Source organism: Candidatus Eremiobacteraceae bacterium (genome assembly GCA_036511855.1).
GTDB lineage: Bacteria > Vulcanimicrobiota > Vulcanimicrobiia > Eremiobacterales > Eremiobacteraceae > JABCYQ01.
On the sequence record DATCBN010000051.1, the window covers coordinates 1 to 15,286 of the forward strand.

Here is a 15,286-nt window from a genome sequence, read left to right on the forward strand (position 1 = left end):
CACTTCGATGACCTTGCCGTTGGGAATCGTGGTCATCGGAATGCCCAGGTCGTCGGATTTGATGCCGTGGACGCCCGATGTGGTGGTGAGACGCAGCGTGGTGGGCTCGCCGACCGGAATCGTGATCTTGGCGGGGGTGAATTTCCAGTTAGCTACCGCGATATCGATCGACGGATGGGCCGAGGCCGGGGCGGTCGTACCAAGCATCCCGACCGATAGCACCGCCGCAGCCGCGAGGCCGAATCCGATGCGAGTGATCAATGCATTCATTGTGAATACCCTCCATATGATAGATTATCGGACTGGCGTGCGCTAGTTGTGAGGATTTTGTGAAGACGGCGGCCCGATGTTGCTTTGGTGGCTGCGCGGCCGATCGATGGGTCAGAAATCCGCCAACTCCCCGCGCGGAAAAGCGACGCGCACGGCATTCAGCACGGCGGCGACGTCGATCAGCTCCTGTGCGACCGCTCCGACGACCGGGGGCAAGTAACCGGCGACCGCCGCCGCCATACCCACGAAGCTCAGCGCCATTCCGCCTACCGCGCTCTGCAGCGCGATGGCACGCATGCGCAGCGCGATGTGTATCAATTCGTCGACTTTGCGTAGCGAAGGTTCCATGATGACGGCGTCCGCGGCTTCCGAAGTGATGTCGCTGTTCTGTCCGAAGGCGAGACCGACCGTTGCGCTCTGCATGGCAGGAGCATCGTTTATGCCGTCTCCGATGAACATCGTGGGGGCGCGTTCGGTCAGCTCCCTGACGATCGCAACTTTGTCTTCTGGCCCCTTGCCGGACTGGACGTCCGTGATGCCCACGCGGTCCGCCAAGTAGCGGACTTCAGAATCACGATCGCCCGAGAGTATCATGATTCGGTCGACCCCGTGCCGCGGCGTTAGGTGTTCGATGAACGAGTGGCTGTCAGCACGCGGCTCGTCACGGAAGCGAAGCGTTGCGGCGTAAGCGCCGTCGACGAATACCAGCGATTCGAGACCTTGTGCCGCCGCAGGAAGAGCTGATGGAAGTGGCCTCCCTGCCTTCGAGAGCGCTTGGCGGCCGGTGATTTCCACGATTCGTTTGTCGACCAGCGCGCGAAGGCCCGCACCTGCGTTCTCGCTCACCTGCTCCGCGAGACTAAAGTGCACCCCGTCTGCTTTGGCTGCATCCAATATCGCTTGCGCCAACGGGTGTTTTGAATATTGTTCGAGCGTGGCCGCCAATGTAAGAAGCTCTGTGCGCGTGAATTCGGGAGCGCACAGCACTTCTGTCAAGGTGGGACGGCCATACGTCAGGGTGCCTGTCTTGTCGAAGATCATGGTGCGACAAGAACCGATGCGCTCCAGGATCGTCGGATTCTTGATGATGATCCCTTTGCGAGCAGCAAGGGAAATCGCGCCGATGATGGCGATGGGAATCCCCAGCAGCAACGGACAGGGTGTCGCAATGACGACGACGGAGAGAAAACGAACCGGACTCCCGGAGATCAGCCAGCCGAACGCCGCGATGGCGAGCGCGATCGGCGTGTACCAAGCGCCAAGTTGATCGCCCAGCCGGCGCAGTCGCGGTCGCCGTTCTTCGGCCTCTTGCATGACCCGCATGATTCGTGAGTAGCGCGAATCGGCAGCCAGTTTCAGCGCTTTGATCGCCAGCACCGTATCGCCGTTTATCGTACCGGACAGCACCTGCGAACCGGGGGCCTTCGAAGTTCTATAGGGTTCGCCCGTCAGATACGATTCATCCATCCAGCCGTGGCCTTCGATGACGATCCCGTCCACCGGACATAATTCATGCGGCATCACGATGAGTGAGTCGTCGATTTTGACGTCGTTCAACTGGACATCGACGATGGCGGAGGCCACCGAGCGATGTGCGACGTTCGGCATGCGCCGGGCGAGCGCTTCAAGGATCGAGGAAGCTCGCTTGGTCGCGTATTGTTCCAGCGCCTGGCCGCCCGAAAGCATCAACACGACTATGCAGCCCACAAGATATTCGTGAAGCAGCACCGCCGTCGCGATGGATACCCCGGCCAGGAGGTCCGACCCGAAGTCGCGGGCGAGCATCTTCCGAGCCAAGACCGCGAGCAACGGCAACCCGCCGAAGATCAAGGCGGCGTACAACGGCAGATCGCTGACCGGTGCGGGAATCGACAATGCGAACCGCATGAAAAGGTTTGCGAGTATCGCGGCAAGTGCCGCAATCGCAACGTACGTCTCTAAGGATTGACGAAGCGCCAAACGGCGAATCGGCTCGACGATCATCCCTCGAGCGCGATGCGGATGTTGTCCAGGGATTCGACGACCTTCGTCGTGCGTTTGTTCGTCATCGCTACCTGATAGATTTCGGCGGTGATAAACGCGCCGCCTGTGAATGTTGTAGGGCGCCGTGTCGATACATTGGAATGTGGGGTAAGAAGATGGACACGCACGTTCAGCCGGCGCACGACATCATGCGCATGCTTCCGCAAGGGATCGAGTCGATGCTTGCGCCCAAAACCGTCGCCGTAATCGGAGCGACGGAGCGCCGCGCAAGCGTGGGCGCGGCCGTCATGCGCAATCTTTTGGATCACGAGTTCGGCGGCCGCGTCATCCCTGTATCGCTGACGCACGATCGCGTATTCGACGTGCCGGCCTTTCGCGAAATCGGTGCGATACCGGGCGCGGTCGATCTCGCGGTCATCGTAACGCCGGCCGCGACCGTGCCCGACGTTGTCGCGCAGTGCGCGTCCGCCGGCGTCCGGGGCGCGATCATCATATCGGGCGGCTTTCGCGAGACGGGGCCGGCCGGCGCCGCACTAGAGCAACGCATTCTCATCGAAGCCCGGCGCACTGACATGCGCATCATCGGCCCGAACTGCATCGGCGTCATTTCACCCGCGACCGGGCTGTACGCGTCGTTTTCGTCGCGCGCCGCGGCAAAAGGAAGCGTAGGATTCGCAAGTCAGAGCGGCGCGATCTGCGGCGCGATTCTCGATTGGAGCGCAGACGCTAACGTCGGCTTCAGCCACTTCGTGTCCACCGGATCGATGATCGACGTCGGGTGGTCCGACATCATCTATTTTCTCGGCGACGACGCACAGACCAAAAGCATCGTGCTCTACATGGAGGGCATCGGCGATGCCGCTGCCTTTATCTCCGCCGCTCGCGAGGTCGCGCTCGTCAAGCCGGTCATCGTCATGAAAGCCGGACGGACGCCGAGCGCTGCCAAAGCGGCGGTGTCGCACACCGGCGCGCTCGCCGGGAGCGACGACGTGATCGATGCGGCATTTCGTCGATGCGGCGTGCTTCGCGTCGACACCATCGAGGATCTATTCTCGATGGCCGACGTGTTGAGCAAACAGCCACGACCCAAGGGCCGCCGATTGGCGGTCATCACCAACGCAGGAGGCGCGGGCGTCATCGCAGTGGATGAGCTGGTGCGGGGCGGCGGCCAACTCGCGGCGCTTTCATCGGAGACGATCGCAAATCTCGACGCAGCGCTCCCGCCTCATTGGAGCCACGGCAATCCGATCGATGTGCTGGGCGATGCCGGCCCACTTCGCCTCCGTGCAGCGCTCGATGCGGTTGCCGTCGACCCGGGCGTTGACGGACTGCTCGTGGCGTTTGCGCCGCAAGCAATTTCCGGACCGAGTGAGATGGCAGAGCAACTCGTGCCGTTCGCACAGTGCGGCAAACCAATTCTCGCGAGCTGGATGGGTGGAAGCGGCGTCGCCGAAGGGACGGCGCTTCTCGACGCGGCCGGCATCCCCACGTTCCCGTACGTAGATGCGGCAACGCGCGTTTTCAACTTTCTCTGGCGCTATGGCGACAGCTTGCACGAGCTGTACGAGACGCCCGAGCTTCCGGTGGGGCTGCCGCAGCCTCACCTCGACGACGCACGTCTGATCATAGTTCGAGCGAACGCCGAGGGCCGCACTCTTCTCGACGCGGCGGAATCCATGATGTTTCTGGCCGCGTATGGCATCCCCACGCTCCCCACGGTGGCTGCAGCCGACTCGAATAGTGCGGTGCGAGCCGCCGCGTCGATCGGCTATCCGGTCGCCGTCAAACTGCTCTCGCATACGATCACGCACAAGACGGACGTGGGCGGCGTTCACCTCGATATCGCAGACGCCGCGGGCGTGGAGCAAGCGTTCCGCGCGATTGAGAGCGGAGTCGCAGCGCGAAGCGCGCCGGGTGACTTTCTCGGCGTGACGGTTCAGCCTATGGTGCGCGGCGAGGGATACGAGTTGATCCTGGGCAGCACGATCGATGCGCAGTTCGGCCCCGTCGTGCTCTTCGGACTCGGCGGTCAGCTCGTTGAGATCTTCGAAGACAAAGCGCTAGGACTTCCGCCGCTCAATTCGACCCTGGCGCGCCGGCTCATGGAGCGCACGAAGATATTTCGCGCCTTGTTAGGCGTGAGAGGCAGGCGGCCGGTCGATCTCGACCGTCTCGATGAGCTGCTCGTGCGATTCGCCGCGCTCGTCATCGAGCAGCCTCGGGTGCGTGAAATCGACGTCAATCCGCTGCACGCTTCGGCCGATGGCTTCGCCGCCGTCGACGCGCGAGTCGTGCTCTACGACGCGTCGATTGGCCCTGAGCATCTGCCGAAGTCCGCGATCAGGCCGTATCCCAGCCAGTATGTCGGCGCATGGACGAACACTCGAGGCCAGAATTTCGTCATTCGACCGATCCGCCCGGAAGACGAACCTGCCGTCCGGCGCTTTCATACCGTGCTGTCCGACGACAGTGTCTATCAGCGCTACGCACATCTGATCGGCCGCGAATCTCGGATGTCACATGACCGCTTGGTACGCACGTGTTTTGCCGACTACAGCCGCCAAATGGCGTTGATCGCCATGTACGGCGACGACGTCGCGGGAATAGGCCGGCTCGTCCGGGGCCACATCGGCCATGACGCCGAATTCGCGCTGCTCGTGGCAGATTCGTATCAGTCAAGCGGTTTAGGGACAGAGGTTCTCAGGCGGCTCTTGAAAATCGCCCGGGCTGAGGGGATAGAGTGCGTCTTCGGCTTCGTGCTCGCTCAGAACTCGCTCATGCTCAAGGTTTGTCGTCGACTCGGATTTTCCGTCGAATCGGAGCTTCGCGACCCGATGGTCAAGGCGTCGATCCGCCCGTAGATCTGCGCAGACATTCACAATCACTTCACACGGACCCCAAATCCCAATGCGATACTTCAGGTGTGAAGTTTCTCGTCCGACTCCTCGCAGTCGCGATTTCTATCGGCGTCGTGCGCTGGTGATCGCATTGGTTGCCGTTGCGTTGGGCCTGCTGAGGCCCGCGCATCGAGAGCGTGTCATATGAGTACTCGAATGCTAACAGACTGGATTGAGGAGTTTTTATGAGACCTATATATTTCACGTCATTCGTCACGGCTGCCGGCGCCCTGGTTGCGGTGTTGCTCGCCGGCTGCGAAGGGCGATACTCCATCGCCGGCACGCCGGCCGCGAGCGGTCCAGCTTCGGCGAACTCGGTGATGCGGGTCAACGCGATTTCGGCCGAACCGCCGGATATTATATTGAAAGCCGGCTCATCGATCGGTGTGAACACATTTCCCGACGGCGACACGCTGTCAGGCGGTCAAGGTCAAAAAATCGACTTCAAGCTCGAATGCCATGCGAACATGAGCGAAGTCTATCACATCCACGCACATCTGAGCATCTTCGACGCGTTGGGCTCCCAGATCATGGTTCCGTGGGGCGTTGGAATAGTCCAACCTTACACGTTTGACAATGACAACGATGAGATTCGCACGGGCACGTGTTTCTATAACTTGCACACCCATGATCGAAGCGGCATCATCCACGATGAAGCGTCCAAGAATCTCAATCTGACGCTGGGCAATTTCTTCGATATTTGGGGGATGCCGCTCTCGATGACCAACGTGGCGGGATACGCCGGCACCGTGTGGGTGAAGATCATCACACCGCAGGGCGAGAGGCCGTGGAGCGACACCATAGATCCGCGCACGCTCGTGCTGACGGAACACGAACAGATCACGCTCTCAGTAGGTCAAAAAGTAACGCCCGTGCCGGAATACAAGTTCACGTTCTGATCGTCAGTCGAGCAACTCGTAACCGGGCAACGTAAGGAACTCGACGAAGCGATCGCCGAGTGCCACGTCTTCGAATAGCGCGCGAGCTTGCGTGGGTTCCGCTCCTAGTTCGTCGTCCGCGATCCCTCGGACGAGCGCGCGGTCGACGACGCGACCGTCGCTCAAGCGTACGCCGTGCCGCACCCACTGCCACACTTGCGCGCGCGAGATCTCCGCCGTCGCGACGTCTTCCATCAAGTTCGCGATGGCGGCAGCGCCCGTGCCGTTCAGCCACGATGTCAGGTACTGGACTCCCACGCGGATGTTCGCGCGCAACCCTGCTTCGGTCACGGAACCACCGGCGATGCGCACATCGAGCAGCCGTCGGGGATTGGGCACGACGTCCGCGCGTGCGATATCGAGCTGATTCGGCCGATCGCCAAGCCGCTCTTCGAACACCGCACTTGCGACCGGCACGAGGTCGGGATGCGCCACCCACGTGCCGTCGAAGCCATCGCCGGCCTCGCGGAGTTTGTCTTCTCGCACCTTGGCAAACGCGGTATCGTTGACCGCGGCATCCTTGCGGCTCGGGATGAACGCGGCCATGCCGCCGATCGCATGTGCTCCGCGCCGATGGCACGTGTTGACCAGCAAATCGGTGTATGCGCGCATGAACGGCGCCGTCATGGCGATCTGCGCGCGGTCCGGCAGCACGAAATCCGGCCGGCTCCGGAACTTCTTAATCGTGCTGAAAATATAGTCCCATCGGCCGGCATTCAACCCGCAGATGCGGTCGCGCAGTTCGTACAGTATCTCTTCCATCTCGAATGCCGCGCACACGGTCTCTATCAGAACCGTCGCGCGGATAACGCGCGGCGGCAGCGTCAGTGCCGTTTCCGCGTGCGCAAAGACCTCATTCCACAGACGCGCCTCGAGATGGCTCTCAAGCTTCGGAAGATAGAAATACGGCCCGCTGCCTTTGGCGATCAGGCGCGCCGCGTTGTGGTACGCATAGAGCCCGAAATCGAAGAGCGAGGCCGACGCCCTGGCGTCGTCGACGAGCACGTGCTTTTCCGCAAGGTGCCAGCCGCGCGGCCGCACGATCAGCCTGGCGACGCGATCGCGCAGACGATAGCGAGAGCCGTCCGGGCCGGTGTGCTCGATTTCGCCCGCGATGGCATCGCAGAGATTTGCTTGCCCTTCGATGACGTTTGAGAACGTCGGCGCGGTTGCGTCCTCGAAGTCGGCCATGAAGACGTCCGCGCCCGAATTGAGCGCATTGATGAGCATCTTGCGTTCGACCGGGCCGGTGATCTCGACGCGCCGTGCGGTCAAATCCGGCGGCGCGGTGGCCACGCGCCAATCGGCGGAACGCAGGTGTGCGGTCTCAGGCAGGAAGCCGAGAAGACCACCGGCGTCGAGAGATGCTTGGCGACGGTCCCGCTCGCGCAGCAGCGCCAACCTGCGGCCGTCGAACGCGCGCTGCAGCGACGCGACGAACGCCAGCGCTTCGGGCGTCAGCACGCGTTCGGCATATGCGTCGATCCGCCCGAGGACGGTCACGCCCGCGGGAAGCAGGGCCCCTTGGCTAGGCGTCATGCGATTATTCTTAACACACTCTCGGCCCCGGAGTAAAATCACCGTTGCCAATCGCCGGTATCAACATTGTTGATGGATACCGGGCAAATGAAGCTTAATCATTGTGGTATCGTAATTGCTGATGATACGTATAAAAAATGGCGATTTTACTGATACCGGCCATTTATGGTACCGTCAACGGCATAGGCCAGAAACCGCCGACGGAGGTCATCGCACGCCATGTCGAACCCCGAACTCCTCAACTCCACCGCACAGGCCAAACCACAAGCGCCGCTCGCGGCCGAATGCACGTGCCCGGAAGATTGCCGCGTCGACCATGAAAACGACTAACGGCAACGGCGCCCTGCACGCGCCCTTGATCGCGTCACCGCTTTTGCCGCCCGGGTTTACCGTGCCCGCATCGCGACTCATACGCGGCAGCACGCGCATGCGGCAACTTCTTGAAACGGAGCGATATCTATTCGGCCCGGGTGTCTACGATCCGCTCGGCGCGCAAGTCGTGATGTACTACGGCTTCAAAGCGATTTATTTCAGCGGCTATTCGTTTGCGATGGGTCATCTCGGGACCACCGACATGGACCTCTACTCGAGCGTCGAGATCGCCGATGCGGCGCGCCGGACCGTCAGCGCTTTGCGCAAATTCCAACTGACCATGGCAGTCGGAGATCCGGAAAAAGGCATTCCGCCCAAGCACATCGACATACCGCCGCTCATCGCGGATATGGATGGCGGGTACGGCAACATCTTCAACGTCCAACGCACGGCGGAGCTGTACGTGAATGCCGGTGTGGCCGCGGCGCACATAGAGGATCAGGTCTTGCCAAAGCGATGCGGCCACATCGGCGGCAAGGCGCTCATCTCTGTCAACGAGATGCTCGGCAAACTTCGCATGGCGCGCAGCGTCGCTGACGACTTGGGCGACGAGGATTTCGTGATCATCGCGCGCACCGACGGGATGTCCGCAGTGGATGCTCCTGAATCCGCGCGCGGCATCGATCTCGCCGTCGAGCGCGGACTGCGCTATTTGGATTCCGGCATCCCCGATCTTCTCTGGTGCGAGTTCTCCACGCCGGACCGCGGTCCGCTCGAGACATTCACAGCCGAAATCCACAAGCGTTTCCCCGCAGCGCGGTTCGCCTTCAACTACTCGTCATCGTTCAAATGGTTCAACGAAGCCGACCCGCTCACGTTCGACCAGCTCGGCGACATGGGAGTGAAGTTCTTGTTCATCACGCTCGGCGGACAGCATGCGCAAAGCTATGGCTTAAGCTGCTTGCTCCAGGAATTGCGCGACCAAAGCGAGCTCGGCTATCACGCCCTGCAGCGCCGCGAGTGGGCGACCGGCGCCGATTTCCCAACGCGCAGCCACCATTTCTTTTCGGGCGTGCCATACCACCATCTTGTTGGCAAACTCTATGATGCCGCGCGTCTCGGCACAGAATTCGTCGAGCATCTGCCCGACGACAAAGTGGTCTGACCGGCCTACGACTCCTTGAGGAGCGCCATGAATGCCGCGGCGACGCCGGTCGGCGGTCCAGCGTCGCGCCGGCGCGCGACCACGATTTTCTGACTCACCGCCGGAGCGTCCGCAAGCTTTGCCAACCGCAGCACGCGCGCCGTCAGGTCTCGCTTTACGGCCGATCGCGGTAGAAACGCGATGCCAAGCCGGCGTTCGATCATCCGCTTGGCAGCATCGATGTTGTCCAGCTCCATGATGCCGCGTGCTCGCACGCCGAGCTTCAGGAAGATGGATTGGGTCAATTCGTAGTAGCTCGACGTGCGGCCGAACAGGATAAGCATTTCGGCGGCAAGCTCTTCAGGACGGACCGCGCGCCGGCCGGCAAGCGGATGACCCGGCGCGACGACGAGCACGAGCTCTTCTTCGAAGAACGGCGTGAGTTCCACGTCGGGGTGAGCGATGGCGCGCATCAGGCCGAGTTGGATCTCTTCGCGGACGACCATGGCGAGCACGTCTTCGGAATGACCGGTGCGCACGGAGATCTGGACTCCCGGATGCGCGGCGGCAAAGCGCTGCATGACATCCGGCAACGCGTACGTGCTCACCGCGGGCGACGCGCCGATGACGAGATGACCGACCGTCGCAGATCGCTCGTCTTCGACGGCTTGGCGGCCTTCGCGCAGCGCTCGCAATGCGCGTTGCGCGAACGGTAGGAACGCGCGGCCGGCCTCGGTCAGACGCATGCCGCGTCGCGTCCGGATGAACAGCGTCTCGCCGAGTTCGCGTTCGAGCGTCTGCAGGCGCGCCGTGAGCGTCGGCTGGTTGACGAACATCGCAGCAGCAGCGTGACTAAGATTGCCGCGCACCGCGGTCTCGACGAATCCCTCGATGTGCTCGACGAGCATCAAGCGCCCTCCAGACGGGTAGCGGCCGAGTTGCTTCGACCGGAATTCTCGCGTGCCGAGCGATGCTTCGCCGGTCGACTGAAATCGACCGCTATCGGTGTCGCGCAACGCCGCGGTCAGGGCGCGCGATCGCTTCATATAGCGCACCGATCACCACGATGAGCGCCATGACCAGCAGAGTCACCCAACCATAGTTGAAGATCGCACGGCCGCTGGCGAGCGAGCTTGGCCATGCGATGTTCAATAGCATCAGCAGCAAGTACAAGGCACCGCCGATCGTGACGGGCACTCCCCACTTGCCGAGCGTGAAGGCGCCGCTCGGCTTCCAACCGCGGCGCCTGGCAAACAATGCGCCGGCGACTGTCAGGAAAAAGGCTAAGTAGATTCCCGACGTGGCGAACGACACCAGCGCGTAGAGGGCGTTGACATTCGCCGGGTAGTCGAACCACAGGATGTGAACGGGCTTGCTTGGGTTCACCAACACCAGCAACAGAAAGAGAATCGGAATGATCGTCCCGACCACAATCGCATTGACTGGTGTTTGATGGCGCGTCGAGATCTTTCTGATCTTGCCGCTGAACGGCAGCGCTTCGTCGCGAGCGAGAGCGTATGCAACGCGCGCGCCGGCACCTTGGACAGCGGTGCCGCAGCTGAAAAATGCCACCACGACCATGACGAGGAAGAAGTCCTGAAGCCAACCCGGCAGCACTCCGAGGATGGCATTGACGCCGCCCGTCACGACACCGCCGATCCCCGATGCCGGCGTCGCGAGAAGCAAGCCGAGCACTAAGACGAACGATGCGATGCCGCCGTAGAGCAGCGCATTGATCATGGCCTTCGGGACCTGGCGCTGGGCGTCGACGGTCTCTTCGGAGATGTCGCCCGCCGATTCGAAACCGTAGAAGATGTAGACGTTTGCAAGCACGGCGACGAGCGCCGCACCCGTCCACCAGTTGCCGCCGAAATCCACACCAAGCGAATTGGTCTTGAGATACTCGACGTTCTGCGTCGATAAGATGAAGCCCCAACCCTGATGAAAGCCGAAGATCGCCAACGCGATGAAAACGCCGAACGTGCCGATCGTCTCCACGTACACGCCGAAGCGCGCCACGCGACCCATGATCTTGGCGCCGATCGAATTCAAGATCGCGGAGAGAACGATCATCCCACCGGCGATGACGAATATCGTGACGTGTTGTGTCGGGTCGAGGTGCGTCTTGAACCAGACGTTCGAGAGCTCCGCAACGTAGCCCACAGCGCCCGAGTCCACCGACGCGACCGTGGCCAACAGTGCGAAACCGTAGATCCAACCGATGAACCAGCCGTAGCGCGGCCCGACGCTGTACTTGCCGTATTGATAGAGCGCTCCCGAGAGCGGGTACTCGCTTGAAAGTTCCCCGAAAACCAACGCGACGAGCGTCATGAATCCGACGACGACCAGCATCGTCCAGATGTAGCGCGGACCGCCGGTACCGAGACCCAATGCGTACAGCGAATAGATGCCGACCATGGGACTCAAGTAACTGAAGGCAACGGAGAAGTTGTCGAAGAGCGAGAGCACCCTCGAGAGTTCTTGCCTGTAGCCGAGCGCTGCCAGTCGATCTCCGTCAGGTTTGGCGTTATCGGATATCGCCTTGCTCACGCCCAGGCCGTTATGCGCCGAGCGGGCGCGACCTGCTTCCACTTTCGCGAGGTGACCCCGGCGGGTAATCCTCTGAAAAATCTTCAATCTCCAGCTTCAGAGTTAACCGCGCAAGTTAGGAGTATCTCGTGAATAGCATCCACCGATCGGTTGCCGTCGCTTTGCTGGTCTGCGTCTTCTCCATCTCGCAGATCGATGTGCCTCGCGCGAGTGCGCAACCTTCGGATGCTCCTCAGACAACTGTCGCGAAAGCGCTTCCCAATGCGACCGACGACACCGATCCGTTTCTCTGGCTCGAACAAGTCCATGGCGAGCGAGCCACGGCGTGGGTGAAGGCGGAGAACGCCAAGACCACGTCGGTGCTCGAACGCGATCCGCATTATCCATCGTTTTATGCCGAAGCGCAGAAGATCGCGGAATCGAATGATCGTATCCCGTTCCCAAACTCCATATGCGGCGAGATCTACAATTTCTGGCGAGATCACACGCACGTGCGCGGCATTTGGCGCCGCACGTCGGCGCAAAGCTACGCCACGGCGAAGCCGGCTTGGACGACCGTGCTGGATCTGGATGCGCTCGCGAAATCGGAACACGCGAACTGGGTATGGGAAGGCAGTGACTGCGAATTGCCGGACGAGCATCGCTGTCTTATTTCTCTGTCTGACGGCGGCGAAGACGCGCAAACGATCCGCGAATTCGACGTCACGACTCGGCGCTTTGTCTCGAACGGCTTTGTCTTGACGCGCGGAAAGCAGAACGTCACGTGGGAAAATCCCGATACGCTGCTTGTCGCACGCGAGTGGAAGGCCGGTGACCTCACGGCGTCGGGTTATCCGTTTATCGTCAAGCGGCTTTCGCGCGGGCAACCTCTCGAAAGTGCGACCGAGGTCTATCGCGGAACGAAGACCGATGTCGGCGTGGGCCCTTTCGTGCTGCACGACGGCTCGGGCCACCAAGTGACCATGATCGAACGTAACGTCACGTTCTTCACGGCCGAGCACTATTTAGCCACCACCGACGGCGTCCGAAAACTCGATCTTCCGGCGAAAATAAATATCTCCGGGCTCGTCGCCGGCCGGCTGCTCCTGACGCTCAACGAGAGCTGGACCGTGGGCGGGACCGTTTTTCCGGAAGGCTCGCTCGTCGCGATCGATCTCGCCGCGATGGAAGCCGATCCGGCGCATCTCCACCCTACGCTCGTCTATACGCCGGGCGAACGCGAATCGCTCGACGCCATCGTGCCGACGAAGGACCGGTTGCTCGTCGTGAGCTACCTCGACGTTAAGGGTCGCGCCCTCGTCTTCACGCCGGCTGCGTCCGGTTCGTGGACGAAGCAGGTGCTCGACCTGCCCGACAATTCGTCGATCGGCTTAGATGATTCAAATCTCCGCAACGACACGGCCTACGTCGACGCGACCAATTTCCTTTCGCCCACGACGTTGTACTCGGTGGACGCGGCGACGGGAATCGTCTCACCGGTCAAGGCACAGCCGGCGCAATTCGACGCGTCGAACGATGTCGTCGAACAACAAGAAGCGACGTCCAAGGACGGAACGAAAATCCCATATTTCATCGTGCACCCGAAGTCGATGGTCTACAATGGATCGAATCCCACGGTGCTCTACGCGTACGGCGGTTTTCAAGTTTCCGAAACACCGTTCTACAGCGCCAACATCGGCAAATTGTGGTTGGAGCGCGGTGGCGTCTTCGTGCTCGCGAACATCCGCGGCGGCGGGGAATTTGGACCCGCGTGGCACGACGCAGGCCTCAAGACGCATCGCCAGCTCATCTACGACGACTTCTACGCCGTGGCGGCCGATCTCGTCTCCCGCAAAGTCACGACGCCGCGGCACCTTGGCATCCAAGGCGGATCGAACGGCGGATTGCTGATGGGCGTCGAGTTCACGCAGCACCCCGACATGTGGAACGCCGTCGATATGCAGGTCCCGCTTCTCGATATGTTGCGCTTCGAAAAGATCGAAGCCGGCGCTTCATGGGTGGGCGAGTATGGCAGCGTTTCCGTTCCGGAAGAGCGCGCGTTTCTCGCGTCGATTTCGCCGTACCAAAACGTCAAGCCGGGAGTGGCATATCCCGAGCCGCTCGTCTGGACCACGACGAAGGACGATCGCGTCGGGCCCGAGCATGCGCGCAAATTCGCGGCGAAGCTTGCCGCTATGGACGTGAGCTATCTATTCTATGAAGTATCCGAAGGCGGCCATGGCTCCGGGGCTAACCTCGACGAACGGGCACATACCACGGCGCTCGAATGGACGTACTTCACGCAAAAACTCATGAACGGTCCGTGACCCGCATCCAACTCGGGAGGCATCACGCTGACTTCTTGCCCGCTGTACACCACTGCGCTGCTGCGCCATTTCGTCGATTTGCGCGACAGCACGCATCACGGCGTCGCCGCCCGGTCGGATAAGGAGCGGCTGTTCACCAAGGCTGTCGCCTTCGTCGATCCACACGCGCGCCAAACGCTCGAAGAAATAAACACATGTCTGCTGCTCGGCACTGGCGAGCACGGCCACAGGGGTTCGGCACTCGCCTGAAGACGGCATTGACGCAATTTAGGCACTCTCATGGCCGCTGCAGCGGTTTGCGGGAATCAACCCTATCGTCATTCGCGCGTACTTCGGCCGCGGATTCCTCCATCCGCATTTGCGGAGCGGAACCGTTGGTGACTGGCCACTCAATGTGTTCGATGAGGAGCAAGCAGCGGCCGAACTTCCGACGCTGCGCGCGATTGCGTCGACGGACATTCACAACCTCGTCTTCCATCTTGGCGGCGACGTTCGCATCATTCCGGCGATTCTTGACGGACGGACACCCTAGCGGCGCTAAGACCGTCCGTTCGCATGGTCCGCCGCAAGGTCCGATGCAGGATTTTACACGCGCAACGCTTACTTTCGGGCATGAAGAATATCAAAGTCTTTGTGTTCGCTGCTATTTTTCTCGTTGCACCGCTCGGAGCCCGCGCCGCCGAATCTGACCCGCCTGCTCAAGCGCTCATGAGCAAGCTGCAATGGCGCAGCATCGGCCCGTACATCGGCGGGCGCGTCGTCGCCGTTGCCGGTGTGCCGAGCGACCCCGACCTGTTTTACATGGGGAGCGTGCAAGGCGGGATCTGGCGCAGCACCAACTACGGGCAGAGTTGGGACAACATCTCCGACGGCAAGATTCCCGGTATCGCCGACAGCATCGGTGCTATCGCAGTGGCGCCGTCCAACCAGAAGATCATCTACGCGGGCACCGGCGAGAGCGACATCCGCGGCGACTTCGATACCGGCGACGGCGTCTACAAGACGACCGACGCTGGGAAGACATGGCAATATGCGGGCTTGCGCGAGACGCACATGACCAGCTCGATCGTCATCGATCCGCGTGATCCGAACGTCGTCTACGCGACCTCGATGGGCCACGTATTCCAACCGAATCCAGAGCGCGGCGTTTTCAAGACGACTGACGGCGGTAAGACGTGGACGAAGATCCTTTACGTGGACGACAACACCGGCGCCAACAATGTGGTCATGGATGCGCACGATCCCAACGTGCTGTATGCCTCGATGTGGCAAGCACAGCGCACGCCGTGGCATTTGACCAGCGGCGGTCCGGGAAGCGGCTTGTTTAAAACGGTTGACGGCGGCGCG

At 61.4% G+C, this 15,286-nt stretch carries 12 protein-coding genes; 7 read left to right on the forward strand and 5 right to left on the reverse strand.

The window, feature by feature from the left end; all coding sequences use genetic code 11:
* A partial coding sequence (locus VII69_07690; protein ID HEY5094978.1) for a cupredoxin domain-containing protein occupies window positions 1-270 on the reverse strand: 270 nt, incomplete at its 3' end.
* Window positions 271-381: 111 nt separating this feature from the next.
* Complete coding sequence (locus VII69_07695; GenBank protein ID HEY5094979.1) at window positions 382-2,253, reverse strand: heavy metal translocating P-type ATPase; 1,872 nt, start codon at window positions 2,251-2,253, stop codon at window positions 382-384.
* A gap of 155 nt (window positions 2,254-2,408) precedes the next feature.
* On the opposite strand from VII69_07695, the gene VII69_07700 reads away from it, so the two are divergent.
* Both VII69_07700 and VII69_07705 read left to right on the forward strand, forming a co-directional pair.
* A complete protein-coding gene (locus tag VII69_07700) occupies window positions 2,409-5,114 on the forward strand; it encodes a bifunctional acetate--CoA ligase family protein/GNAT family N-acetyltransferase (GenBank protein ID HEY5094980.1) in 2,706 nt (901 codons plus the stop codon).
* 221 nt (window positions 5,115-5,335) lie between these two features.
* A complete protein-coding gene (locus VII69_07705; protein ID HEY5094981.1) occupies window positions 5,336-6,049 on the forward strand; it encodes a hypothetical protein in 714 nt (237 codons plus the stop codon).
* 3 nt (window positions 6,050-6,052) lie between these two features.
* Here VII69_07705 and aceB read toward each other — a convergent pair whose 3' ends face one another.
* Window positions 6,053-7,627, reverse strand: coding sequence for a malate synthase A (aceB, locus tag VII69_07710; GenBank protein HEY5094982.1), 1,575 nt, complete (start codon window positions 7,625-7,627; stop codon window positions 6,053-6,055).
* A gap of 316 nt (window positions 7,628-7,943) precedes the next feature.
* Between aceB and VII69_07715 the strand changes: the two genes are divergently transcribed.
* Window positions 7,944-9,104 (forward strand): isocitrate lyase/PEP mutase family protein, encoded by a 1,161-nt coding sequence (locus VII69_07715; protein HEY5094983.1) that lies wholly within the window; start codon window positions 7,944-7,946, stop codon window positions 9,102-9,104.
* A gap of 5 nt (window positions 9,105-9,109) precedes the next feature.
* Here VII69_07715 and VII69_07720 read toward each other — a convergent pair whose 3' ends face one another.
* A complete protein-coding gene (locus VII69_07720) occupies window positions 9,110-10,129 on the reverse strand; it encodes a LysR family transcriptional regulator (protein ID HEY5094984.1) in 1,020 nt (339 codons plus the stop codon).
* A complete protein-coding gene (locus VII69_07725) occupies window positions 10,083-11,633 on the reverse strand; it encodes an amino acid permease (protein HEY5094985.1) in 1,551 nt (516 codons plus the stop codon). Before VII69_07725 ends, VII69_07720 begins: the two co-directional genes overlap by 47 nt.
* Before the next feature lie 128 nt (window positions 11,634-11,761).
* Here VII69_07725 and VII69_07730 point away from each other — a divergent pair, with 128 nt between their 5' ends.
* From VII69_07730 to VII69_07745, 4 genes are all read left to right on the forward strand, one after another.
* A complete protein-coding gene (locus tag VII69_07730; protein ID HEY5094986.1) occupies window positions 11,762-13,939 on the forward strand; it encodes a prolyl oligopeptidase family serine peptidase in 2,178 nt (725 codons plus the stop codon).
* Window positions 13,940-14,017: 78 nt separating this feature from the next.
* Window positions 14,018-14,188, forward strand: coding sequence for a hypothetical protein (locus VII69_07735; GenBank protein HEY5094987.1), 171 nt, complete (start codon window positions 14,018-14,020; stop codon window positions 14,186-14,188).
* Between the two features lie 145 nt (window positions 14,189-14,333).
* The gene (locus tag VII69_07740) at window positions 14,334-14,471 is read left to right on the forward strand and encodes a hypothetical protein (protein ID HEY5094988.1); all 138 of its coding nucleotides are present in this window, start codon (window positions 14,334-14,336) and stop codon (window positions 14,469-14,471) included.
* Between the two features lie 80 nt (window positions 14,472-14,551).
* Window positions 14,552-15,286: hypothetical protein (locus VII69_07745; protein ID HEY5094989.1), on the forward strand; the 735-nt coding region annotated here is incomplete at its 3' end.